This is a genomic window from Bradyrhizobium sp. 62B, from assembly GCF_030272265.2.
Classification (GTDB): Bacteria; Pseudomonadota; Alphaproteobacteria; order Rhizobiales; family Xanthobacteraceae; genus Bradyrhizobium.
Genome location: NZ_CP092841.2, coordinates 873,443 through 896,514, shown reverse-complemented (window position 1 = coordinate 896,514; position 23,072 = coordinate 873,443). Strand labels below are relative to the sequence as shown.

Sequence of the window (23,072 nt, the reverse complement as noted above, 5' to 3'; positions counted from 1 at the left end):
GCTATGCGCCGGACGGGGCCGGCGCGGGCGAGGCAGCAATGCGCGGAAGCATCGCCATCAACGTCGCTGTCATCGTGGCGATCGGCGTGGTCTTGCCGTCATGCTCGGCGAACGCCCTGGCCTCGCAGAAGGTCAGCGTGCGGCCGGGCTTGACGACCTCGGCCTTGAAGACGAAGCGCCCGCCCCGGGCCGGCGCCAGCAGCGTGGTCTTGAACTCGACGGTGAGGATATCCGCCTCGCGCGGCATCAGGGTGAAGGCGGCAACGCCGCAGGCATTGTCCAGCCCGGCGGTGATGATGCCGGCGTGAACAAAACCGTTCTGCTGGGTGAATGCAGGCGAATGCAGCATCGCCAGCTCGATCTCGCCCGGTGCAAGGCGGACAATCACGATGCCGAGGGTGTGCATCGCCGGCTGGGCATCGAACATGGCGATGGCCGCTGCCCGATAGCCCGGGTTCTTCGGCTCGAACGCGGCCATGGTTCAGGCCTCGGCCGGCTCGGCGAGATGCCGCAAGGCGGTCTCGCGGACGGCATCGGTGAACGGTGCCGATTTGCGCTGGCTCCGGTCCATGTGCACGCCAGTGATCTCGCAAATCGCGGCGATCTCGCCGGTCTCGGCGTTCGTCATGTCGTGCCGGAAGCGGATCGACTTGTCGCAAACCTCGAGCAGATGGCTGCGGATCTCGACGATGTCGCCGGCGAGCAGCTCGCGCCGGTAGGTGATGTTCTGCTGCACGGCGGCCATGCCGCGGCCGGAGGACCGCAGGTAGCTCGGCGTCAGTCCTAGGCGCGTGAACAGATTCCAGTTGGCCTCGTCGAACTTGCCGACATACCACATGATGTTCATGTGGCCGACGTGATCGCACTGCCACGGATAGACCGTGCCGCGATAGGTTGCCTCCTGCTCCATCGCCATTCCCTGCCCTCGTGCGTCTTTTGATTTTGATACGGTAGCGTATCAGGGTGGCGGCGGGTTAGCAATACGGCACCGTATCAAGAATCCGAGAGGCCTACTTCATGAGCGACGGCAGGGGCGACGTCTGGGTCGAGGCTGGGTTTGCTGAGCTCGCCCGCTCGGGGGTCGAGGGTGTCAGGGTCGAGGTGCTCGCCAAGAATCTCGGCGTCACCAAGGGCGGCTTCTACCGCCGCTTCGCCGACCGCGCAGCGCTGCTCGAGGCCATGCTGCAGCGCTGGCGCGAGGGCCGCGCCGCGTCGATCGCGCAGCAGACGCGCCTCGACGGCGAGGAGCCCCGCGAACGGCTGAAGGCGGTGATTCAGCTCTATTCGGAGCGGCTCAATCCGGAAGCCATGGCGATCGAGCTCGCGATCCGGCAATGGGCCCGCTCGGACGAGACCGCCGCGGCGGCCGTGGCAAGCGTCGATGCCGCGCGGCTCAAGCACGTGGCCGAGCTCTATCGCGCGACCGGGCTCGACGCCGAGGCGGCCGAGGCACAGGCCTTCCTGTTCTACTGCTTCATCTTCGGCCAGAGCCTGTTGTTCGTCGAGCGCGGCCCGCGCAAGCGATCGCAGCTGGTGGCGAAATCGGCCGAGAAGCTGCTGGACTAAGCAAGATGGCCGGAGCTTTGCTCCGGCCATCGCGTCATGTCGAAACTCAGGCGGCGCCCTTCAGCTTCTTGGTGCATTCGCTGTAATAGCCGCCGCCCTTCTGGATCCACTTCAAGCCGCCATTGCCGTTGGTGGTCTTGTTAGCATTGTACTGGTCGACGCAGGTGTGCATCCGTGCCTTGCCGGGGGTCTCCTTGGCGTATTTCGGATCGACCGCGTTCGGATAGATCGCGGGACCGGCGGGCAGGGTCGGCGCGGCGGCGGGGGCCGCCTCCTTCTTCGCCTGCTTCGGTTCAGTGGGAGCGGCCGGAGCAGCGGGCGCAGCCGCAGTCGGCGCGGCGGCCGGCGTCGCATCCGCACCGCACTGGGCCTTGCGGAAGTCATTCCACTTCATCGTGCCGAGCGAGCCGTCCTTCTTGGCAGCCTGATATTTCGCGCTGCATTCCTGCGAGGTCAGCGCCTGCGCCGGTGCCGACAGCGCGAGCGCCGCAAATCCCGACAACGCAACCGCGCACAGCCATTTTGATTGAATGGTCATCCCTGGGTCTCCTCCTTGGTCTTCTCCCGACGGGGAAGTGAAATAACACTTGCTATCCTAGCGTGTCGGCTGCTTGCGACAAGGATGCGACGGCTTCTGCCGCCAAAATATAGTGACGGCCTCGTTCAGATTATTCATGTCGCGTTCAGCAATCCGAGCCGACGTTCGCGATCCCTCGCAATTCTCGCAAGATAGAGTGCAACACCATGACCCTCGCCTCCCGCCTCGCCGCCGTCACCCTCGCTTCCCTGCTCGTCACCGGCACCGCCTTCGCACAGACCACCGCGCCGGCGGCCAAGACCGATGTGAAGACTGATGTGAAGACCGAGGCCGCGAAGGCGACGAAGGAGCGCACGGCCGAGTCGATCGAGTGCTCCAAGCAGGCGGACGCCAAGGGCCTGAAGGGCAAGGAGCGCAAGAAATTCCGTCGCGAGTGCAAGAAGGAAGCGAGGTCCGGCACCGCCGCGCCCGCTGCCCCTGCCGCCGACAAGAAGTAACCCTCGCGACCCTCCACGCGCGCCGGCGCGAGGCGCACGCATTGCGGCATGACGAGCCTGCAATTGTGCGCCTCCCGCCGATTTGCGATAAGGCGGCGTGAAGCAGATCACCGCCTCCCTGCCGTTCGAATGGCCGAGCCGCGCCAAGCTCTTGAGCACGGCGGAGACGCTCGTCATCGGCACCGCCGGAGGCCTGGTGTTTCTCTTCGCCGGCCTGCCGGGCGGGCTGATCTCGGGCTCGATGATCGCGGTCGGCATCGCTGCCATCGCCGGCCGCCAATTGTCGTTGCCGCCGCTCCTGACCCAGACCGTGCTGGTGCTGCTCGGGATTTCGCTGGGCTCGGTGGTCTCGCGCCATCTGCTGCAGCAGCTCAGTGCCTATCCCCTCACAATCGGGCTGCTTGCGCTCGCGACCTTCTGCTCGACCTTCGGCTCGAGCTATTACCTCCAGCGCATCCATGGCTGGGACCGCACCTCGGCCTTCCTGGCCGGCAGCCCCGGCGCCCTGTCGCAGATCACGATCCTGGCGGTCGAGCGGGGTGCCGACCTGCCGGGCATCGCGGTGGTGCAGACCATGCGCGTCATCATTCTTACCGCCGCGCTGCCGATCGTGCTCGCGCTCGCGGGCGTCGCCCCCTCCGCCGCGCCGTCGCTGACGACGACGACCATTGCCTCGCCGCTCGACCTCGTGGAGCTGGCCGCGGCCTCACTTGTAATGGCGCTGGTCCTGCGGCTGATCAAGTTTCCGGCGAGCTGGATGTTCGGCGCCATGATCGCCTCCAGCGTGCTGCATGGCGCGGGCTGGGTCGAGGGCGGCCTGCCGGACTGGGTGCGCGGCGTGGCGCTGGTCGGGATCGGCGCCCTGATCGGCAGCCGTTTCGCGCGGATGCGGATCAAGACGCTCGCCGGTCACCTCAGCGCGGCGCTGGGCTCATTCACGGTCGCGATCGGCGTCTCCGCCATTTTCGTCGGCATCATTGCGCTTACCACGCAGGTCAAATTCTCCGACGTCGTGGTCGCCTTCGCGCCGGGCGCGATGGATGCCATGCTGGCGCTGGCGCTGACCTTGCACATCGACCCGATCTTCGTCGGCGCCCACCATTTGTCGCGCTTCGTGTTCGTGACGATCGCAACGCCAGGCATCGTGCACCTGTTCGGACGCACCCAGGACGACGTGGACGATTGAGCTTCAGCGCTGCGCCGTCCGCACAAATCCCCACACGGCGATCGCGGCCATCAGCAGCGAGATCAGCACGTTGTAGCCGGCGAGCGAGAGGCCGAGGAAGCGCCACTGCACCTCGTCGCAGCGCACCACCTTCACGGTATCGAGCCGCGAAAAGAGATCGCCGGCGTTGCCGAGGTTGACGACGGGACCCGTGCAATCGGTCGGCCCCTTCCAGAATCCCCATTCGACGCCGGAATGGTAGGTGCCTAGCCCGGCATTGGCGAGCGTCGCGATCGCGAGGATTGCGAGCCCCGCCAGCAGCAGCGGCCGCGGCGCGCCGCTTCGCGCGGCAAGCGCCGCGAGCGCACCGAGGGGAATCGCGAGGTAATAGGCATAGCGCTGCTCCAGGCAGAGCGGACAGGGCAGGATCTCCAGCACGAGCTGGAAGAACCAGGCGCCCGCGATGGTCACGGCCGCGATCAGCGTGACGAGCAGCGAGGCCGTCAGCGCGGGGCCGCCGGCAGCCGGCTTGAATGCAGGTATGGCGGCACTCTGGGTCGTCACGGCAGCCTCTTTCCTGGGGGTCGCGCCCTTTAGCCTCTAGCTCCGGTCCATGCGGCTGTCGAGAACGGCGGACATCACTTTGGCGCGGGTTGACCCCGCTTTGTCCATGGCTATAGTCCGCCGGCTTCGCGACGCTCCCTTCCAGGGCCGACCGAGGGCCCCTGTGGCGGAACTGGTAGACGCGCTCGACTCAAAATCGAGTTCCGCAAGGAGTGCTGGTTCGATTCCGGCCAGGGGCACCACGCTTCGCCCTTCGGGCTACGCGTGGCGCAGCCACGCTGGAGGTGAAGGGCGCAGCGTGTCCGGCGTAGCCTCTTGGCAAAGACGGACTGTCTCGACACAGCTCCCCTTCCCATCGTCACATCCCACCTGTATAAACCGGTAGCTTCTTCCGTTACTCGAAGGAGCTCATATGAACGACCTGCACGCGTGGCTTTCGCAACAGCACCACGGTTTGCGGACTTTTCAGACCTTCCAGCACAAGCTCGAGACGCTCGGCCGGCGCGATCCCGCGCAGCGCGGCCTGTGCCGCCTGCTCAGCGGTATCGTCGGCAGCTATGTCGAGGCCTTTGACGAGGCGCCGCTCCCGGTCGAGGTCGCCGACGGCGCCTATCGTCGCCTGCTGACGCTGGTCGAAAGCCTCGATCTGAACGGAGATGCCGCGCGGCGCCTCGCCGACATCAATCGCGTGGCGACCTGCGACTTGTGGCGCTGATCGGCAGAAGCAGCGGACGGGCCTGATCGCGAAACGCCGCTTGTCCATGGGCCAGGATGAACGCGACATACGATATTTCCGAATTTCGGTCAGGCAGAATTTTTCGATCCTGCAACGGCGCGTTCGGGCTGGCCGCGCTCCGGCCGAGAACCATGTTCTTGGCCCGCCTGCCTCCACATCTTCATTGCGAGCGCAGCGAAGCAATCCAGGAATGCGTCTGCGGAGACAGTCTGGTTTGCTTCGCCGCAAGGGCTCCTCGCAATGACGAGGAGGAGAGATTACGCTCTCCCGAGGCTTCGACTTCGCCACGCCAATCCCTATATCCTGTAGCAACCGACCCGATGCCGCGGACAGTTTGATGGCCAGGACACGCACGACGGACGCCGACGACCTTCCCCGCTATTTCGTCTGGGTCCGGGGTCTCGAAGGCCCCGAGCCGCAGAAATGGAGGGCGATGGATTTCGGTATCGGCGACTGGAAGCGGCCGCTCGTGCTGGCCTATCTGGAGCTGCCGGAGGACGAACGGCGTCTGTCGCTGTCGATGCTGGCGCGCCGCTATCCGCCGCCGCGGGTGGATCTGTCGTGAGCCGGCCGGGGTGTGAATCCACGGCTTTGCAAGATTGGGCGGTCAGCCCAATCGCGCCGCGACCGCCTCGCCAGCGTCGTCTTTTCTCCACTGGTCAGATGCGGCCTTCTTGTCCAGGCTGGGCGGCTGCCCGTACATGCGGGCGTATTCGCGGCTGAACTGCGAGGGGCTGACGTAGCCCACCTTGAAGGCCACCTGGCTCAAGGTCTTCCCCTCCAAAATCAAGCGTCTCGCCTCGATCAACCTGAGATGTTTCTGAAACTGCAGCGGCGACAGCGACGTGATGGCACGAAAATGCTGGTGAAACGCCGAGCGGCTCATGCCAGCCGCAGCCGCCAGGCGCTCGACTTGCACGGGCCGGGCGTGGTCGGCGCGCAGCATCGCCACGGCGCGTGCGATGCGTTGCGCGTGGCTGTCGGACAGACCCAGGTTGCGGATGGCGGCGCCCTGGCGGCCAAGCAGCAGCCAATAGTGAATTTCCCGGATCAGACCATCCTTCAGCATCGCGAGTGGTTGTGGCCGATCCAGCAGCAGCACCAGCCGACGGAAGGCATCGCGCAGCTCCTCGCTTGTCTCAGGCGCGGCTCGCGATGAATGGAATTCGGGTGCCCTCGTGATCAGATCCGTGATCACGGTGGGATCGAGGTCCAGCGCGATCGCCAGGTAGGGAACGGCGGGACTCGCCTTGCTGATTCGAGTCGCCTCCGGCCGGCTGCTCGTGACGATCATCGTCGACCCCGCAGCATAGGATGACACGCCCCTGCCCGTGGTCACTCGCTTGCAACCCTGCAGGACCAGGCACACCAATGGGTGCGCCAAGGCGTACTCCAATTCGCTCGGTGCCGTGTGCCTGACCAGGTACAGGCCGTGGACAGGCGTGACGGTGACGCCCTCCGCTCGCTTGTGCTCTCCGGTGTAGCGCAGGATGGCCTGCTTCAGATCGTGCGACATGGCAACAATTCTGGCCATGACGACCCGCGAAGTAAAGCTGACCTGAAAGCCGACCTGGACGATTAGGCAAGGAATGCCGACGTTCCGGCACCTCGCGCGGCAGGCGATATCCTACAGAGGGCGCATCAACACTAGGAGCCGCGCCCATGACCCAATTGCCCTCATCGCAGACCTCGACCGGCTCGCCCGCTCCCCACAAGGGCGTGCAGGTGCTGGGAGAGCAAGGCCCTGAAGGCCGCAAGGCGTTCTTCATTCAGATCGAAGCCCGCCCTGGCCAGGAGGAGGCCGTCGTGCAGATGTTGCGCGACATTCGCGCATGCGTCGAAGACGAACCCGCAACCGGACCATGGTTCGCCGTTCGCTTTTCACAGACGAGCTTTGGCATCTTCGAAGCGTTTCCCGATCTGGCGGGACGCCAGGCCCACGTGGAGGGCGGCGGCGGCGACATCTTTCGCGACGTGACGCGAATGAACGCCATCCTGGCCGAAGCGGCCAGCGTGCACCGTGTCGATGTCCTCCTGAGCAAGGATACGTTCTCTCATTTCGACCCGCGCTGACCCGGGGACCGTCGCTCCCGCCCCCATGATTATGGGTGTCACGGCATCCCCTCACCGGCTAAACTTGTCCTTGCGCCGCGGGGGACACGCGGGTGCGGGACCATGATCATGACCGAACAGGGCGAGACGGGTGAAATCATCACCATCCTCCTCGTCGAGGACGACGCACCGACCTGCTGGCGGCTCCAGGACGCGCTGGTCAAGGCCGGCTACGAGGTGCGCAGCGCCGGCACGCTCGGCGAAGCCCGTGCCGCGCTCGCCGGCGGCGCGCCCCGCGTGCTGCTGACCGATCTGCGGCTGCCCGACGGCCACGGCATCGAGCTGATCCGCGAGATGAGGCAGCGCTTCCCCGACACCGAGATCATGGTGATCTCGGCGCTCGGAGACGAGGAAAGCGTGATCTCCGCGATCACCGTCGGCGCCACCGGCTATCTGCTCAAGGACGCCTTCCCAACCGACATCGCCACCACCGTGCGCGATCTGGTCGCCGGCCATTCGCCGATCTCGGCCTCGATCGCCCGCTTCATCGTGCGCAGAACGCAAGGCGCCACGCAGAACTCGGCAGAGCCGCCGCCCGGGCCCGTGCTCAACACCGCGAAGCTGACGCCGCGCGAGATCGACATCCTCTGGGGCATCGCAAAAGGCTTCAGCTATGCCGAGATCGCGAGCCATCTCGGCCTGTCCAAGCAGACCGTGCCCGGCCATATCAAGAACATCTACCGCAAGCTCGAGGTGCACACGCGCAGCGAAGCGGTGTTCGAGGCGGTGCAGCAGGGCCTGATCAAGCTGTGAGCGAGATCCCGGCCAAGGCAATTACAAAGGCAACTACCAAGGCAACGACGACGGCACCGGCGCGACCGCGGCGCCAGCTGATCGCCTCGCGCCTCGTGCCCTATCTGCTGCTCCAGGTCCTGATCGTGATCGTCACCATCCTCGGGCTGCGGCTGCTGCAGCCGAGCGACCCTGACGATTTCGCGGTGAGCGATTTTTCGGCGCGCGAAGACGGCCTGACCCGCCCTGTGACGCTGCCGCATTTCACGTCGTCGCGCTACTCCCTGGCCGACCCGCCATTCTACGCCGGCGCCTTCACGTTCCGGCGCGACGATGCGGCCGCGGGCTGGTCGGTGTACCTGCCGCGCTTCAGCAACGCAGTGGAGGTCGCCGTCAACGGCGTCGTCGTGCTCGATTCCCGGCGCGATGCCAATGCCAACCGGCCCGATCGCAACACGCCTGAGATCGCAGCCATCCCCGCCTCGCTGCTGCGCGATGGCAGCAACGAGATCACGGTGCGGCTGTTCGTGTGGGGACCGCTCAAGGGCTTTCTCGACACCGTCTATGTCGGGCCGGATGTCGCCTTGCGCCCGGCCTATGAGACGCGCACCCTGCTGTTCGTCACCCTGCCGGTGGTGTTCTCGGCATGGCAGTCGATCCTGGCCGTCATCCTCGCGATCATGTGGCTGATGCGGCGCCGCGAGCCGGTTTATGGCGTGCTGGCGACCGCGATGGTGCTCGGCGTGGTGCAGGCGTTCGCGCCTCCGCCGGTGCCGCCGGCCGCCACGTCGCGGCTCGCCGCCGTGCTGCTGGCGTCCGCGCCGATCGAGAGCGCGCTGGTCGTGATGTTCGGCGTGCTGTTCTTCGGCTGGCGCTGGCCTCGCTACGGCACGCTGGTGTTCGCGCCGGGAATCGTCGTGTTCGTGGTCGGTCTGATCGGCGGCCCGCCGCTGCCGCGCATCCTGTTTCTGGTGCTCGGCATCCCAACGGTCGGGCTTTGCCTGTTCCTGATGGCTTGCGTCACCGCGACCGCCGTGGTGCGGCGGCAGGATGCGGCAAGCTTCATGATCGGCTGCGCCGTGACCATCGTGCTGGTCTGCTGGATCAAGGACATGCTCACGGTCTTCGAGATCGTGAGCAACGAACGCATCTTCGTCTCGCGCTTGTCCTATTCGGCGATGCTGGTCGCGATCGGCGCCGGGCTGACCTGGCGCTTCGCCCGCGCCTTGAACCAGGTCGACAGCTTTGCCGGCCAGCTCGTGACGCGCGTGCGGGAGGCCGAGGAGCGGCTGAAGGCGAGCTTTGCCCGCGAGGAGGAGCGCGCACGCGCCGCCGCCCTTGCCAACGAGCGCACGCGCCTGATGCGCGACCTGCATGACGGCCTCGGCGGCCAGCTCGTCAGCATCGTCGCGCTCTCCGAGCGTGGCCATGAGGGCGCGACCATCACCGACGCTGCCCGTGCCGCGTTGAAGGATCTGCGTCTCGTCATCGATTCCATGGACGACATCGGCGGCGACCTGATGCTCGCCCTCGGCTCCTGGCGCGAACGCGCGAGCGCGCAATTGCGGCCGCACGACATTACGCTGGACTGGCGCGTGGCGACGCCGCAGGGACTGCCGCTGCATCCGGAACTGCGGCCATGGCACGTCATCCAGATCGTACGCATCCTCGACGAGGCCGTGACCAATGCGGTCAAGCACGCGCAGGCGCGCCGCATCGCGGTCACCATCGACACGCTTGACGCAGGCCAGGGGCCGTACGGCGTAATCAGCGTGACCGACGACGGCCAGGGCTTTGCACCGAACGAAATTAACGAGGCCGGACGCAACGGCCAGACCGCGCGCGGCCTGCGCAACATGAGAAGCCGCGCCGCGCGCTGCGGTGCGGCGCTCGATCTGAGTTCGGATGCCTCCGGCACGCGCGTGCGGCTGCAATTGCCGCAGCGTTTCCCCGACAGCGACGCAGCCGCGGGCTGAAAAGCCCCCTCCCCGAACGTGTGGGGCGCACGGAGAGAGGGGACGGGCCGGGTAAATCCGCCTGCGGAAGACGGGGGGTGTTCATCCGCAGGCCCCGTTGGCCCGAAGCAATGCAATCAATCCAAAGGAAATATCAGCGCCTGCCGACGCGGTTGACCGGGCCGCCGCGATTCATCGGCGTTCCCGCGCGGACGCCGACACCGGGCGCGCCGACGCCGGGCGTTGCGACCGCCGCCGCGGCGACCGGCGCTCCCGGGGCGACCACCACCGCCGCCGTCGGCCGCACCACGCAACCCTTGGGCACGCCGACGGTCTTGCAATAGACCACCGCATGCGCCGGGCTCGTGCCCAGCAACACCATCGCCGCGCCCGCGAGCGCCGTGACCGTCAGTGCCAGGACCGTCAGCCTTGCGCTCAGCGCTCCAGCTCTCTTCGACATTCTTGCTCTCCTGCTTCCCGTTCGGCGTCCCGATGCAATCACCGGATTTCGCAGCCGAGGTGCAGCCTGAATGACAAAAGACGGGGCGCGGATACATGCCATGAAGATGGGGGTACCGCGGCCGCAAGGACCGGCCGGTGCCATGAACATGGCATGGACCGGCGCCCGGCCTTTGCGGGATCGTCCGGCCGCTTGATCCCAGGCGGGACCAACGACAATCCCAAAGAGGTGCTTTATGAAGATTTCGGTTCTTGCCGCGCTGCTGCTCGCCACTGCCGCCCTGCCCGCGTCCGCGCAATCCGGGCCATCGGTTCAGGAGCAAATGGCCTGCCGCGGCGATGCCAGCAAGTTCTGCGCCGAACATATCGGCAAGCCGCCGCAGATGAATGCCTGCCTGCGCGAGAACAAGTCGAAGCTCTCGGAGAGCTGCCGCAAGGTCGTCGAATCGCGCGGCGGCTAGGCCGTCGTCGTTCTGCCTTGAAGAATATGAGGGCGGCGCACCGCCGCCCTCACGATTCCGACGCCGCTATTCCTGCATCATCTCGCCGCTGCCGCCGAACTCGGCCGGAAAATCCTTCAGCTTGGGCAGGCCGTCGCGCATCGGCAGCACGGTCTCGGCATAGTTGACGTGAACGCCGGGCGCGAAAGCGAGCGTCGGGATGGTGGCGGTGAAAACGTCGATGAGGCCGAGCGGCGGGTGGTTGGTCATGAGATGACCGCCGCACTTCTTGCAAAATTGGCGCTGGCTCAACGGAGTCTTGGCAAAGGTCTCGACATTCTCGGCGCCTTCGCTGACGCGGACCGCCTCGGGCTTCCACAGGCTGAAGGCGTTGACCGGGCCACCCGACCACGACCGGCAGGAGCGGCAATGGCAATAGCCCATCGCCTCCGGGGCACCCGTGACCTCGATCGTCACGGCGCCACAAAAGCAGTTTCCGACATGTTTCATTGGGTCGTCTCCGTTTGATGAAGGGGAGAAATCCTCTCCCCGCCCCTGTTCCACGATAGCTCGGGAAGACGGGATGCGGGGAGAGGGTGTCGGGGTGAAGGAGGAGATCACCCCGGGGGACTTTGAGGGGACGGACGCGTGCGAGGCTTGCGTAACTCACACGACGCGACTGGACGTCCTCCGTTCGGGGGACGCGCGGCGCCGCGCTTGCGTTAGTGTGACCGGCGCCAGGGAATAAGCATCGCCACCCGTTGTTTGTACTGCCGGTACTCGTCGCCGAAGACCGCGACGAGGTCGTGCTCCTCCAGAGCAATGCCGACGAAGATGTAGAGCGTGGTGACGGCCGCGAACAGCAGATGGCCCGCGGTCATGGTCGGCGCCGCCCAGAACGCAATGATGAAACCGAGATAGATCGGATGGCGGACGAAATTGTAGAGCAGTGGCGTCTTGAAGCGCGGCGGCGGCGTCTCCTTGCCGATCAGGTGGTTGGTCACCTGATGCAATCCGAACAATTCGAAATGATTGATCAGGTAGGTGCTGGTGAACACCAGGACCCAACCCGCGAAGGACAGCGTGACCAGAGTCACGGCAAGATTCTGGTTCTCGACGTTCCATATGACCGCAGGCAACGGACGCCACTGCCAGAACAGGAGAAGCAATGACAGGCTCGCCAGCAGCACATAGGTGCTTCGCTCGACCGGCTTGGGGACGAACTGCGTCCACCACGCCTTGAATTGCTGCCGCGCCATCACGCTGTGCTGAACGGCGAAGATCGACATCAGGAGCAGGTTGATGATGACGGCCTCGGTCGTCGAACTCTGGGTTCCAGTGTCGATGGACTTGTCGATCGTCTTGGGCACCACCAGACCCGTGACGAAGCCGATGGCGTAGAGAATGGTGACGAAAAAAACGAGATACGCCGCAATTCCGTACAAAAAGGCGATGATTTTGAAACTACGCAAGCCCGCAACCCCCGGGCCAATCGAATGAACCTGATGATCGAGTTGGGTCATGAAACAGCTCCGTTGTGCCAGAACGCCGGCACTTCGTTGGTTGCTTCACCATGCACCCCGGACGGGCCTGGGGCTTTCGCGGACCATTGATTTTCGCCTGAGACGACTTTGATTTTTGCTTGAGATGATGAAGCCGTGCGATTTCGCTTTGAAAACAACGTGCTCGACGCCGACCTGCGGGAGCTCACCTGCGGCGGGGCGGCCGTGCCGTTGCAGCCACAAGTATTCGATCTCTTGCTCTATCTCGTCGCACAACGTGCGCGTGTCGTCAGCAAGGATGACCTGATCAGCCAGATCTGGAGCGACCGGATCATCTCCGATTCGGCGCTGAACAGCCGGATCAACGCCGCACGCAAGGCGATCAGCGACGACGGCGCGACACAGCGGCTGATCAAGACCATTCCGCGCAAGGGCTTTCGCTTCGTCGGCGAAGTCCGGGAAGAAGCGGCAGCCTCGATCGTGCCGGCTGAAGCCAGGCTCGCTCTGCCGCGCGCGGCGGATCGCCCGGCGGTCGCGGTGCTCGCCTTCGAGAACATGAGCGGCGATCCCGCACAGGATTATTTCGGCGACGGCATCAGCGAGGACATCCTCACCGCGCTGTCGAAGCAGCGCTGGTTCATGGTGATCGCGCGCAACTCGTCCTTCACCTACAAGGGACGCGCAGTCCACATCCGGCAGATCGCGGAGGAGCTCGGCGTCCGCTACGTGGTCGAAGGCAGCGTGCGCAAGGTGGGCAGCCGTGTCCGCATCACCGCGCAGCTCAACGATGCCAATTCGGGCAGCCATCTGTGGGCCGAGCGCTATGACCGCGAGCTGGTCGACGTCTTCGCCGTCCAGGACGAGATCACAAACGCGATTGCCGCGGCGATCGAGCCGCAGATTCACGCGGCCGAGAGTTTTCGCGCCCACTGCAAGGGGCCCGCGAGCCTGGACGCGTGGGATCTCCTGATGCGGGCGCTGTCGCATTTTTGGAAGGTGACGAGGTGCGATCACGAGGCCGCGCGGACGCTGCTCGAACGCGCGATCGCGATCGATCCGAACTACGGGCAGGCGCTGTCGCTGCTGGCGGCCAATGACATGTTCGGAGCGCATCTCGGCTGGTCCGAGCTCACAGCGGTGGCCCCAGTGGCGGAAGCCGCCGCACTGGCCGCGGTGCGCTGCGACCATGAGGATGCCTGGGCGCATGTCGCGCTCGGCAGCGTCTATTTCTCGACGCGCAGGCTTACGGACGCGCTGTCCGAATTCGAGCGGGCGCTCGCGCTCAATCCGAACTTCTCGCTGGCCCAAGGCTATTACGCGCTGGCGCTGTCCTATGCCGGACGGCCGAGGGAGGCGTTCGAGGCCGCGCAGAGGGCGATCCGGCTGTCGCCACGCGATCCCTCGCTGGCGATTTATCAGGGCGTCGCCGGCTATGCGCGCTTCACCGAACGCCATTACGACGAGGCCATCGCGCTCGCGCGCGAGGCGATCCGCCATCGCGGCGATCTCACCGGCGCCTACCGCGTGCTCGCGGTCTCGGCCGGCATGACGGGCGACGGCATGCTCGCGGAGACGGCGCTGGGCGAGCTGCGCCGCGCCCAGCCGGGCATCTCGCTGCACTGGATCGCGACGCAGCTGCCCTGGGCCAACGACGCCGATCGCGCGCACTATCTCGAAGGATTCAGGCGCGCCGGGTTGCGGTGAAGTGTGGCGCTACGTCCGCTTGCGGCGCAGATGGACGATGACGTCGAGCCGGGCGATCTCGTGGCCGGGAAGCGCCTCGGGCATCCCAGTGAAGGCGAGGCCTTCGGCAACGTCGACCAGCATGTCCTCGCCTTCGAGATAAAAGTGCGGATGCACCGAGGTGTCGGTATCGAAGAACGACTTGAAGCCGTCGGCGGCGATCCGGCGGAGCAGGCCGGCCTCGGTGAACTGGTTCAGCGTGTTGTAGACGGTCGCCAGCGACAGATAGGCGTTCGCCGCCATCGCCTCTTCATAGAGGCTCTCGGCGGTGACATGACGATGGCCGTTCAGGAACAGCAATTGGCCGAGCGCGAGACGCTGGCGCGTCGGGCGCAGGCCGGCATTGCCGAGCAATTGCAGGCAGTGCTGCACGCCCGCATCCGGCGGTGGCTCGAGGCCGGCGACATCAGGTCCGTTGTCGTCAACCGCCGGGATATTCGTGGCCTGCATGTCCATCGATCGTCTCACCGGCTCGAGGGAACGCGACGCGGAGTGCCGGGCCCCGCCAGTTGCCATTGGATCGCAAAAGCGGCGGCCTCACTTTGATCCGGATCAAATCCGCATGCCGCCTCTGACCTATCGCAAGGCGGCCCGTTCTATTCCCGGCCAGAATCGACCGGTATCAACGAGGCTCACATGTCCAGACCGGTTCCCGACAAGGCAGAGGTCGCGCTCGAATATCCCGACAAATTCTATGTCGGCACTTTCGAGCATTCGTCGCGGTTCGAGGCGCGGCTCGACGGCAGCGGCGTTGCGCTGGTGCTGCAGCATCCGGGAGCAGCCGACGAACGCAAATCGGTGCACCTGCACATCAATTTCGGCCTGCTCGCCGGCATCCTGCGTGAGCTCGCCGGAAGCGTCGCCGGCATCCCCAAGGACGACATCGCGCACCGCGAGCAGCTCGCAGAGGCGCTCGACGAATTGCGACGGGCGCTTGGCGCAAAATGACAGTCTAACGCTTTTGGTCGCAGGCGCGGACTTGTGCACCGCCTCGGCATGCTCTCGACACGACCGAGCGCCCCGATCGCTCGGAGCGGGCCCATCTGCCGTGCGATTGCACGGCGAAGAAACAGGACGCGCTGTACATTTTTTGTGCTGATACTGTCGCGACTTTCATCTTGCGGCGCTGAACGAGACTATGTGAGCCTCGCTATCGGATGGGGACTGGGATGGGCTGGCCACAGCTTTGCGCGCGAGGACGTTGCGAAGCGTTTTCGGCTGGCCGCGCTTGAGAAAGATACGACATGCCGAAACGAGTGTTGCTTGGTCTCCTCCTGGCTTGCGGCCTTGCGGCCCCGGCATTTGAGCCAGTTCTTGCGCAAGAGCCGAAAACGGGGGGAACGGTCAATGCCGTGATCCAGCCCGAGCCGCCCGGCCTCATGCTGGCACTGGTGCAGAACGGCCCGACCCAGATGGTGTCGGGCAACATCTTCGAGGGGCTGCTGCGCTACAGCCCCAAGCTCGAACCCCAGCCGGAGCTTGCCGAGAGCTGGAGCGTCAGCGAGGACGCCAAGACCTACACCTTCAAGCTCAGGAAGGGCGTGACCTGGCACGACGGCAAGCCTTTCACCGCTGCGGACGTCTTGTTCTCCATCGAGATGCTGAAGCAGACCCATGCGCGCGCCCGCAACAACCTCGCCCAGGTCGACAAGGTCGAAGCACCCGACGATTACACCGTGGTGTTCACGCTGAAGCAGCCGTTCGGCCCGTTCCTCGGCATCTTCGAGGTCGGCTCGATGCCGATGGTGCCGAAGCATCTCTATGAAGGCACCGACTGGAAGACCAATCCCTACAACAACGCCCCTGTGGGCACCGGCCCCTTCATGTTCAAGGAATGGCAGAAGGGCTCGTTCATCCGCCTGGCGAAAAACCCGAACTATTACGAGAAGGGCAAGCCCTATCTCGACGAGATCTACTGGCAGATCATTCCCGACGCCGCGGCGCGCTCGGTGGCGTATGAAACCGGCAAGGTCGACGTGCTGCCCGGCGGCTCGGTCGAGAATTTCGACGTGCCGCGGCTGTCCAAGCTGAAGGACACCTGCGTCACCGGCGCCGGCTGGGAGTTCTTCTCGCCGCTGGCCTGGCTGTGGCTCAACAACCGCCAGGGTCCGCTCGCCGACAAGCGGGTGCGGCAGGCGATCATGTACGCGATCGACCGCGACTTCGCCAGGGACGTGATCTGGAACGGGCTCGGCAAGGTCGCGACCGGGCCGTCCGCCTCGACCATCAAATATTACACCGACGACGTGAAGAAATATCCGTACGACCCGGCCAAGGCCAAGGCGCTGCTGAAGGAAGCCGGCTACAAGGGCGAGAAGATCCGTCTATTGCCGCTCGCCTATGGCGAGACTTGGCAGCGCTGGGGTGAAGCCGTGAAGCAGAACCTCCAGGACGTCGGCATGACCATCGAGACCATCGCCACCGACGTCGCCGGCGGCAACCAGAAGATCGGCGATTGGGACTACGACATCGCCTTCACCTATCTCTACCAGTACGGCGATCCCGCGCTCGGGGTTGGACGCAACTACGTCTCCAGCGCCATCGCCAAGGGGCAGGTGTTCAACAACGTCGAGGGCTACTCGAACCCGGAGATCGACAAGCTGTTCGCCGACGGCGCGGTCGCCACACCGGACTCCAAGCGCAAGGATATCTACGAGCAGGCGCAGAAGATCCTGGTCGAGGACGTGCCGGTGGCCTGGATGCTCGAGCTGCAATTTCCGACCATCACGCGCTGCAAGGTCAAGAACCTGATCACCACGGGGATCGGGGTCAATGACGGCTTCAAGGACGCATGGCTCGACAAGTGAGGGCCTCTTCCTTCACCTCTCCCCGTTTGCGGGGAGAGGTCGAATGTGCGCATGGCGCACATTCGGGTGAGGGGGAGTCCGCGCGAATCCAACTGCTGATACGCTCGCGGAGAGTCCCCCTCCCCTCGACTCTCTCCCCGCAAGAGCGGGGCGAGGGAGCGCACCGTCTCCGTGGCTAAAGGTCACCTTACCAAGATGACTGTCTAAAATGCTCTCCTTCATCTCCCAACGAATCGTGAAGGGCGTGATCGTCCTGCTCGCGATCGTCGTCCTCAACTTCTTCCTGATCCGGCTTGCGCCCGGCGATCCTGCGGTGGTGATGGCGGGCGAGGCCGGCGCCAGCGATCAGGTCTTCGTCCAGCAGCTCCGGGAAAAGTTCGGTCTCGACAAGCCGCTGCCGGAGCAGCTCTTCATTTACGTCAAGGGCGTGGTCACCCTCGACCTCGGCTTCTCCTTCCGCCAGCAGGCACCGGTCGCCAAGCTGATCGGCGAACGGCTGCCGGCAACGCTGCTGCTGACGCTGACCGCGTTCGCGATCTCGCTGATGCTCGGCATTCTCTTCGGCACCTTCGCCGCGCGCTTCGCCGGGACCTTTCTCGACACCGCCATCACGGTCTTTGCGCTGATCTTCTACGCCATGCCGCTGTTCTGGGTGGCGTTGATGGGCATTTTGCTGTTCTCGGTCACCATGGATTGGCTGCCGAGCTTCGGCTACGAGACGGTCGGCGCCAACCTTACCGGCCTTTCCCACGTCGTCGACGTCGCAAAGCACCTGATCATGCCGGCGATGACGCTCGGCCTGTTCTTCATGGCGACCTACACCCGCATGACGCGCGCCTCGATGCTGGAGGTGAAGCGGCTCGACTTCGTCAAGACCGCGCGCGCAAAGGGCCTCTCCGACGCCGTGATCCAGCGCCGCCACGTGCTGCGCAACGCGCTGCTGCCGGTCGTGACGCTGGCCGGCGTGCATTCCGGCACGCTGATCGGCGGCGCCGTCATCACCGAGACCGTGTTCGCCTGGCCCGGCATCGGACGGCTGATGTACGACGCGCTCTTGCAGCGGGACTACAATTTGCTGCTCGGCGTCTTCGTGATCTGCTCCGCCATGGTGCTGATCTTCAATCTCATCACCGACCTCGTCTATCGCCTGGTCGATCCGCGCATCGAATTCGCCTCATGAAACAGTTCTGGACATCGATACTCAAGAGCCCGAGCGGCGTGATCGGGCTCATCATCCTGCTGCTTGCCATCTCGGTCGCGGTATTCGGGCCGATGCTGTTCCCGAACTCGCCCTGGCGCATGGTGCAGCGGCCGTTCCTGCCGCCGTTCACACTGTCGACCGTGCCGCTCGGCACCGACGCGCTCGGCCGCGACGTGTTCGCCGGCATGATCTTCGGCGCCCGCGTCTCGCTCCTGGTCGGCCTCGTCTCGACACTGGTCGCTTTGGTCGTCGGCATCCCCATTGGCGCCATGGCCGGCTATTTCGGCGGCAGGGTCGACGATGCCCTGATGCGCTTCACCGAATTCTTCCAGACCATCCCGAGCTTCGCGCTCGCGATCGTTCTGGTCGCGATCCTGCAGCCCTCGATCTATTCGATCGTGACGTCGATCGCGCTGGTGAGCTGGCCGCCGGTCGCCCGCCTCGTGCGCGGCGAGGTGCTGTCGCTGCGCACGCGCGAATACGTCCAGGCCGCAATCGTCACCGGGCAAAGCAACAGCTGGATCATCCTGCGCGAGATCCTGCCCAACGCGCTGTCGCCGGTGATCGTGCTGGCCTCGCTGATGGTGGCGACCGCGATCCTGCTGGAATCCTCGCTGTCCTTCCTCGGCCTCGGCGATCCCAATCTGATCTCCTGGGGCTACATGGTCGGCGCCGGCCGCACCGTGATCCGCCAGGCCTGGTGGATCACGGTGTTTCCAGGCGTCGCCATCCTGATCTCCGTGCTCGGGTTGAACCTGATCGGCGAAGGCCTCAACGACGCGCTCAATCCGCGCCTGTCGCGGGAGGGCCGCTAGATGACGACCGCCCCGCCCGCCGTCTCCATCAAGAACCTCAGGATCGCGCTGCCCAAGGGTGCCGAACGTCCCTTCGCCGTCGACGGCGTCTCGCTGGACTTGCATCCCGGCAAGATCGTTTGCGTCGTCGGCGAGTCCGGCTCCGGCAAGTCGATGTGCGCCCATGCGCTGATGGGCCTGTTGCCCGATACGGTGGCTGTCGCCTCCGGCGAGATCCCGTTCGAAGGCCGCGACCTGCTCAAGCTCGATGACGACGGCTGGCGCGATCTGCGCGGCCGCCGGCTCGCGATGATTTTTCAGGAGCCGATGACCGCGCTCAATCCGTTGATGCGGATCGGCGACCAGATGGCGGAGATGTTCGAGGCGCACGGCCTGTTGACGCCGAAGGAGCGGCGCGCCAAGGCGCTGGCGCTGGCACGGGAGGTCGGCCTGCCCGACCCTGAAAGGATCGTGCGCGCCTATCCGCACCAGCTCTCCGGCGGCCAACGCCAGCGCGCCATGATCGCGATGGCGCTCGCGCTCGAGCCCGCGGTGCTGGTTGCGGACGAGCCGACCACCGCGCTCGACGTCACCACGCAGGCGCAGATCCTCAAGCTGATCCGCAACCTCCAGCGTAACCGCAACATGGCGGTGATGTTCATCACCCATGATTTTGGCGTGGTCGCCGACATCGCCGACCAGGTCGTGGTGCTCCGCCACGGCAAAGTGGTGGAGGAAGGCCCGGCCGCGACCGTGTTCAGCGAGCCGCAGCACGACTACACCAAGGCGCTGCTCGCAGCTGTCCCCTCGATGGATCCGCCGGCGCGCAGCCCCCTCGACAACCAGGCCAGGGCGGTCGAGGTGATCGGGCTGGACAAGACCTATGTGACATCGGGCGGCTGGTTTCGCGAGGACCGCCGCGTCGATGCCGCGCGCGCGGTCAATTTCAGCATCCTCAAGGGCGAGACGCTCGGCCTTGTCGGCGAATCCGGCTCCGGGAAATCATCGGTGGCACGCCTCGTGATGCGGCTGATCGAGGCCGACCGCGGCACGGTGCGGATCGGCGAGACCGATCTCACCTCGCTCGCTGGCAAGGCGTTGCGCGCCGAGCGCCATCGCATCCAGATGATCTTCCAGGATCCGTTCGCCTCGCTCAATCCGCGCCGCAAGATCGGTCACATCATCGCCGCCGGCCCGATCGCGGCCGGTGTCGATCCGAAGGTCGCCTTCGATCGTGCCCGTGATCTCCTCAAGATGGTCGGCCTCGATGCCGGTTCACTCGAACGCTATCCGCACGAATTCTCCGGCGGCCAGCGCCAGCGGATCGGCATTGCGCGCGCGCTGGCGCTCGAGCCGGAGATCATCGTCGCGGACGAAGCCGTCTCCGCGCTCGACGTCTCCGTGCAGGCGCAGGTCTTGCGGCTGCTCGAAGACCTCAAGGCACGCCTCGGCCTCTCGATGCTGTTCATCACCCACGACTTGCGCGTCGCCGCCCAAATCTGCGATCGGATCGCGGTGATGCAGCGCGGCGCTATTGTCGAATTGAAGCCGACGGCACAGCTCTTTGCCGCGCCGGAGCACGCCTATACGCGCGAGCTGCTGGCCGCCGTACCGGGACGAAAGGAACGCGCGCCGGCGGCGTGAGCCGGCGCCCGCGTCGATCACCAAACTTCGCGATGGTTCCAAAAACTTGGATGTCCCAAGACGTGAAACATATTCGGTTCAGCGGCATTTGCTTTCCGGAATGATCCCTTGCTGATGACGGCATGGAGTAAAGCTGACACCAGCGTTCGTCGCCCGGCTCCGCGCCTTGCAACGAATATGAAGTGGTGAGCGGCTTCTCAACTCGGCGCACGAGGGCGTCGGATAAAGTTGAGACGTCCGGGTGCGCTCACGCGTTTTTTATAGTGACGTGATCGGTCACCCCGTTTCAAGAGCGGGGTGGCGGTCATAAGTCATCATGGAATGATCCACGTCATCTGATGACGGATGCCAATTGATACGGAGCCAACATGGGCGAAATCATTCGATTTGTCTCGAAGTCCGAGCGCGAGCGGATGCGTCTCATCCAAGAAGCGCGCGCCATCTACGACAGCATCTTCCCTTCGGCTGATCCCTCCGGCGAAGGTCAGGATAAGACGCCGCTTGGCCGGGCGTTCGTCGGCGACGGGAGCACCCGGTCGTGATCAAGATCATCGCGGTGCTTTGCAGTCTCGCCTCTCCGACCAATTGTCACGAGCAGATCGTCACCACCTCGGATTTCGCCGAGGTCTCGGTGCAGTCCTGCCTGATGGGCGCGCCGCAACTCGCCGACTGGATGAGCCAGCATCCGGCCGAGCGACTGGCAGCCTGGCGCTGCGTGATCGGAAACCAGGCTCGCAGGGGAATCTAACTATCACGCCTTGTATCGCGCCTTGCCGGCACACACTGGCCGGCATCGCCCTAGCGGGTGGTGTTGCTCCAGGTCGGAACGGAATTGGTCACGCCGACCGAGGGCCAATTGTATGATCCGACCGAGGGCGCCGTGACCGTGCCAACTGACGGCCCCGACGAGCCATAGGACGCCCTCGGCTGCGCCGCCGGCGATGCCGCGCCGCCATAGTTCGGGGCAACCACGCCGGCGCTGTAATGTCGGCTCGATCGCTGCTTCTTCGCCTCAGCCGTGAAGGGCGTGAGGAGCAGTCCGGCAGAGATGAGTGCGGCGATGGTGAATCTGATGCCTGTCATGGCTGATCCCTTCCGAATCTGGCGCCCTTGTCGCCATGTGTTCATTCGGCGGGCGATGTCCAGAGGCGCCCGTTCATAACTCCGTGCGCGGACGAAGGTGCCGCAGCGCGAACGGCCCGCCTTCGGATGGACCCGAATCAGCGCTAGTGCATTGCCTCATCGACTTCGCGCATTGAGGCGACATGACTGGTCCCGAACTGAAGCAGCTCCGTGTCGACCTCTCCGATGCCCTCGAGCGACAGCTCACCGCGGCCGACATGGCAAAGCTCTGCGGATTGCCGGAGAAGGGCGGCGCCGACACCATCCGGCGCTGGGAAGTCAGCGGACCCTCGCCATCCGCGACCAAGGTGCTGCGCGTGCTCGCGATGGCGAGCGAGCGCTATCCGATCCTCGAGAAGTTCGACATCTTCGATCGCCATGACGTGCGCGAGGAAGACCGTCCCGCAAAGCGCGCGGCGTTCCGCGCGCAGATGCGGGATGAGGCCCGCCGGCGTCTTGGTTAACGAAGGACGCACGCAGCTTACCGGAACGCTATGAATTTAAGCCTTCCTTCAGCATTTCTTAAGCTGGCATTAAGCACGAAAACCATTTGCAGCCCAATAAGTTAGGTTGGGCCTCGCTGTGCCATGCATGTGACAGCATTTTCGTCAAAAGCGAGCTATCTGCAAAACCAACGCGGCGCGGAAAGCGCGCCTGCCGGGGACATTGAGTGCTGGAGTTCAAGACGATGAAGAAGATTCTGTTTGCGACGGTTGCGCTGCTCGTGGTGGGCGTGGCTGCACCGGCCGTCGGTGCCGATCTCGGCAACCGCAACTATTACAAGGCGCCCGCGCCGGCCTATGCCGCGCCGATCTACAACTGGACCGGTTTCTACATCGGTGGCCATGTCGGCGGCGCGTTCTCCAGCGACAACAATTTCAACGGCCTCTCCACCGGCAACAACGGCAACGGCCGTTTCCTCGGCGGCGTGCAGGTCGGCGGGGACTGGCAGTTCCATCCGAATTTCCTGGTCGGCGTCGAGGGCCAGTATTCCTGGCTCTCCGGCAGCGTCGGCGCGGTGTTTCCGGGCGGTATCGCCTACACCAACGACCAGCGCGGTCTCGGCTCGATCACTGGCCGCGTCGGCTACACCTGGGGTCCCGGCCTCGTCTACGTGAAGGGCGGTTACGCCTATTCCGACAACAACGAGAAGGTGACCGTCGGCGGCGTGCCGACCGCCTTCGTCATCACGGGCGATCACCGCAACGGCTACACCGTCGGTGCCGGCCTCGAATACATGTTCGCCCCGAACTGGTCGGCCAAGGCCGAGTACCAGTACTACAATTTCGGCGACGCGAGCTTCACCGGCGGTCCGCTGGTGGGCACCGGCAAGTTCACCACCGACGACCACACCATCAAGGCGGGCATCAACTACCGCTTCAACTGGGCCAGCACGGGCGGCGCGCGCTACTGATCGGTTACCGCAACTTTACCATGACACAGGGCCGGCGATCTCGCCGGCCCTTCTTTTTTCGCTCTGCGGAACGCGCACAAC

At 65.0% G+C, this 23,072-nt stretch carries 29 protein-coding genes and 1 tRNA gene; 20 read left to right on the top strand and 10 right to left on the bottom strand.

Annotation, left to right across the window (positions count from 1 at the left end; genetic code table 11):
- Nucleotide 1: 1 nt before the first annotated feature.
- Both ML401_RS04225 and ML401_RS04220 read right to left on the bottom strand, forming a co-directional pair.
- Nucleotides 2-478 carry a PaaI family thioesterase gene (locus ML401_RS04225; protein WP_285810090.1) on the bottom strand — a complete coding sequence of 159 codons (477 nt, stop codon included), beginning with the start codon at nt 476-478 and terminating at the stop codon, nt 2-4.
- A 3-nt stretch (nt 479-481) separates the two neighbouring features.
- On the bottom strand, nt 482-910 hold the full coding sequence (locus ML401_RS04220; protein ID WP_211418858.1) for a thioesterase family protein: 429 nt from the start codon (nt 908-910) through the stop codon (nt 482-484).
- Nucleotides 911-1,017: 107 nt separating this feature from the next.
- Here ML401_RS04220 and ML401_RS04215 point away from each other — a divergent pair, with 107 nt between their 5' ends.
- Nucleotides 1,018-1,566, top strand: a complete 549-nt coding sequence (locus ML401_RS04215) for a TetR/AcrR family transcriptional regulator (protein ID WP_211418712.1) — start codon at nt 1,018-1,020, stop codon at nt 1,564-1,566.
- Nucleotides 1,567-1,612: 46 nt separating this feature from the next.
- On the opposite strand, the gene ML401_RS04210 is transcribed toward ML401_RS04215, so the two are convergent.
- Nucleotides 1,613-2,104, bottom strand: a complete 492-nt coding sequence (locus ML401_RS04210; protein WP_211418713.1) for a hypothetical protein — start codon at nt 2,102-2,104, stop codon at nt 1,613-1,615.
- Between the two features lie 206 nt (nt 2,105-2,310).
- On the opposite strand from ML401_RS04210, the gene ML401_RS04205 reads away from it, so the two are divergent.
- Both ML401_RS04205 and ML401_RS04200 read left to right on the top strand, forming a co-directional pair.
- The gene (locus ML401_RS04205; RefSeq protein ID WP_211418714.1) at nt 2,311-2,601 is read left to right on the top strand and encodes a PsiF family protein; all 291 of its coding nucleotides are present in this window, start codon (nt 2,311-2,313) and stop codon (nt 2,599-2,601) included.
- A gap of 97 nt (nt 2,602-2,698) precedes the next feature.
- Nucleotides 2,699-3,787, top strand: a complete 1,089-nt coding sequence (locus ML401_RS04200; protein ID WP_285810085.1) for an AbrB family transcriptional regulator — start codon at nt 2,699-2,701, stop codon at nt 3,785-3,787.
- Nucleotides 3,788-3,790: 3 nt separating this feature from the next.
- Here the strand turns inward: ML401_RS04200 and ML401_RS04195 are convergent, their stop codons facing one another.
- Nucleotides 3,791-4,330: a disulfide bond formation protein B gene (locus tag ML401_RS04195; protein WP_259215483.1), complete on the bottom strand. Its 540-nt coding sequence runs from the start codon at nt 4,328-4,330 to the stop codon at nt 3,791-3,793.
- Between the two features lie 157 nt (nt 4,331-4,487).
- Between ML401_RS04195 and ML401_RS04190 the strand changes: the two genes are divergently transcribed.
- The 3 genes from ML401_RS04190 (at nt 4,488) to ML401_RS04180 (ending at nt 5,631) form a co-directional block, all read left to right on the top strand.
- Nucleotides 4,488-4,572: transfer RNA gene (locus ML401_RS04190), tRNA-Leu, on the top strand.
- Between the two features lie 170 nt (nt 4,573-4,742).
- Nucleotides 4,743-5,045, top strand: a complete 303-nt coding sequence (locus ML401_RS04185) for a hypothetical protein (protein ID WP_285810083.1) — start codon at nt 4,743-4,745, stop codon at nt 5,043-5,045.
- 358 nt (nt 5,046-5,403) lie between these two features.
- Nucleotides 5,404-5,631 carry a hypothetical protein gene (locus tag ML401_RS04180; RefSeq protein ID WP_194405812.1) on the top strand — a complete coding sequence of 76 codons (228 nt, stop codon included), beginning with the start codon at nt 5,404-5,406 and terminating at the stop codon, nt 5,629-5,631.
- Between the two features lie 42 nt (nt 5,632-5,673).
- On the opposite strand, the gene ML401_RS04175 is transcribed toward ML401_RS04180, so the two are convergent.
- On the bottom strand, nt 5,674-6,582 hold the full coding sequence (locus ML401_RS04175) for an AraC family transcriptional regulator (protein ID WP_259215480.1): 909 nt from the start codon (nt 6,580-6,582) through the stop codon (nt 5,674-5,676).
- A 146-nt stretch (nt 6,583-6,728) separates the two neighbouring features.
- On the opposite strand from ML401_RS04175, the gene ML401_RS04170 reads away from it, so the two are divergent.
- From ML401_RS04170 to ML401_RS04160, 3 genes are all read left to right on the top strand, one after another.
- Nucleotides 6,729-7,139 carry a putative quinol monooxygenase gene (locus tag ML401_RS04170; RefSeq protein WP_211418719.1) on the top strand — a complete coding sequence of 137 codons (411 nt, stop codon included), beginning with the start codon at nt 6,729-6,731 and terminating at the stop codon, nt 7,137-7,139.
- Nucleotides 7,140-7,247: 108 nt separating this feature from the next.
- A complete protein-coding gene (locus ML401_RS04165) occupies nt 7,248-7,931 on the top strand; it encodes a response regulator transcription factor (RefSeq protein ID WP_285812810.1) in 684 nt (227 codons plus the stop codon).
- A complete protein-coding gene (locus tag ML401_RS04160) occupies nt 7,928-9,886 on the top strand; it encodes an ATP-binding protein (RefSeq protein WP_285810079.1) in 1,959 nt (652 codons plus the stop codon). The genes ML401_RS04165 and ML401_RS04160 overlap by 4 nt, the downstream gene beginning before the upstream one ends.
- Before the next feature lie 133 nt (nt 9,887-10,019).
- Here ML401_RS04160 and ML401_RS04155 read toward each other — a convergent pair whose 3' ends face one another.
- The gene (locus tag ML401_RS04155) at nt 10,020-10,325 is read right to left on the bottom strand and encodes a hypothetical protein (RefSeq protein ID WP_259215475.1); all 306 of its coding nucleotides are present in this window, start codon (nt 10,323-10,325) and stop codon (nt 10,020-10,022) included.
- Between the two features lie 235 nt (nt 10,326-10,560).
- Here ML401_RS04155 and ML401_RS04150 point away from each other — a divergent pair, with 235 nt between their 5' ends.
- Nucleotides 10,561-10,785 (top strand): hypothetical protein, encoded by a 225-nt coding sequence (locus ML401_RS04150; protein WP_194405809.1) that lies wholly within the window; start codon nt 10,561-10,563, stop codon nt 10,783-10,785.
- 66 nt (nt 10,786-10,851) lie between these two features.
- On the opposite strand, the gene ML401_RS04145 is transcribed toward ML401_RS04150, so the two are convergent.
- Both ML401_RS04145 and mddA read right to left on the bottom strand, forming a co-directional pair.
- Nucleotides 10,852-11,274, bottom strand: a complete 423-nt coding sequence (locus ML401_RS04145; RefSeq protein ID WP_211418721.1) for a GFA family protein — start codon at nt 11,272-11,274, stop codon at nt 10,852-10,854.
- Between the two features lie 212 nt (nt 11,275-11,486).
- Entirely contained in the window at nt 11,487-12,287 is an 801-nt protein-coding gene (mddA, locus tag ML401_RS04140) for a methanethiol S-methyltransferase (protein WP_212065871.1), read from the bottom strand.
- A 135-nt stretch (nt 12,288-12,422) separates the two neighbouring features.
- Between mddA and ML401_RS04135 the strand changes: the two genes are divergently transcribed.
- Entirely contained in the window at nt 12,423-13,970 is a 1,548-nt protein-coding gene (locus tag ML401_RS04135) for a winged helix-turn-helix domain-containing tetratricopeptide repeat protein (RefSeq protein ID WP_285810073.1), read from the top strand.
- Between the two features lie 9 nt (nt 13,971-13,979).
- Here ML401_RS04135 and irr read toward each other — a convergent pair whose 3' ends face one another.
- On the bottom strand, nt 13,980-14,465 hold the full coding sequence (gene irr / locus ML401_RS04130; protein ID WP_249131572.1) for a Fur family transcriptional regulator Irr: 486 nt from the start codon (nt 14,463-14,465) through the stop codon (nt 13,980-13,982).
- Between the two features lie 180 nt (nt 14,466-14,645).
- On the opposite strand from irr, the gene ML401_RS04125 reads away from it, so the two are divergent.
- The 7 genes from ML401_RS04125 to ML401_RS04095 all read left to right on the top strand — a co-directional run bounded on the left by ML401_RS04125 (nt 14,646) and on the right by ML401_RS04095 (nt 21,203).
- Entirely contained in the window at nt 14,646-14,957 is a 312-nt protein-coding gene (locus ML401_RS04125; protein WP_212065869.1) for a hypothetical protein, read from the top strand.
- 296 nt (nt 14,958-15,253) lie between these two features.
- On the top strand, nt 15,254-16,816 hold the full coding sequence (locus ML401_RS04120; RefSeq protein WP_285810067.1) for an ABC transporter substrate-binding protein: 1,563 nt from the start codon (nt 15,254-15,256) through the stop codon (nt 16,814-16,816).
- A gap of 208 nt (nt 16,817-17,024) precedes the next feature.
- Entirely contained in the window at nt 17,025-17,996 is a 972-nt protein-coding gene (locus ML401_RS04115; RefSeq protein WP_194405799.1) for an ABC transporter permease, read from the top strand.
- The gene (locus ML401_RS04110) at nt 17,993-18,832 is read left to right on the top strand and encodes an ABC transporter permease (protein ID WP_211418729.1); all 840 of its coding nucleotides are present in this window, start codon (nt 17,993-17,995) and stop codon (nt 18,830-18,832) included. Before ML401_RS04115 ends, ML401_RS04110 begins: the two co-directional genes overlap by 4 nt.
- Nucleotides 18,833-20,455 carry an ABC transporter ATP-binding protein gene (locus ML401_RS04105; RefSeq protein WP_211418730.1) on the top strand — a complete coding sequence of 541 codons (1,623 nt, stop codon included), beginning with the start codon at nt 18,833-18,835 and terminating at the stop codon, nt 20,453-20,455.
- A gap of 368 nt (nt 20,456-20,823) precedes the next feature.
- Entirely contained in the window at nt 20,824-20,997 is a 174-nt protein-coding gene (locus ML401_RS04100; protein ID WP_194405796.1) for a hypothetical protein, read from the top strand.
- On the top strand, nt 20,994-21,203 hold the full coding sequence (locus ML401_RS04095) for a hypothetical protein (protein ID WP_194405795.1): 210 nt from the start codon (nt 20,994-20,996) through the stop codon (nt 21,201-21,203). The genes ML401_RS04100 and ML401_RS04095 overlap by 4 nt, the downstream gene beginning before the upstream one ends.
- A 50-nt stretch (nt 21,204-21,253) precedes the next feature.
- On the opposite strand, the gene ML401_RS04090 is transcribed toward ML401_RS04095, so the two are convergent.
- Complete coding sequence (locus tag ML401_RS04090) at nt 21,254-21,538, bottom strand: hypothetical protein (RefSeq protein WP_211418731.1); 285 nt, start codon at nt 21,536-21,538, stop codon at nt 21,254-21,256.
- A gap of 182 nt (nt 21,539-21,720) precedes the next feature.
- Between ML401_RS04090 and ML401_RS04085 the strand changes: the two genes are divergently transcribed.
- Both ML401_RS04085 and ML401_RS04080 read left to right on the top strand, forming a co-directional pair.
- Nucleotides 21,721-22,041 carry a hypothetical protein gene (locus ML401_RS04085; RefSeq protein ID WP_194405791.1) on the top strand — a complete coding sequence of 107 codons (321 nt, stop codon included), beginning with the start codon at nt 21,721-21,723 and terminating at the stop codon, nt 22,039-22,041.
- A 224-nt stretch (nt 22,042-22,265) separates the two neighbouring features.
- Nucleotides 22,266-22,991 carry an outer membrane protein gene (locus ML401_RS04080; RefSeq protein ID WP_211418732.1) on the top strand — a complete coding sequence of 242 codons (726 nt, stop codon included), beginning with the start codon at nt 22,266-22,268 and terminating at the stop codon, nt 22,989-22,991.
- The last annotated feature ends 81 nt before the right edge of the window (nt 22,992-23,072 follow it).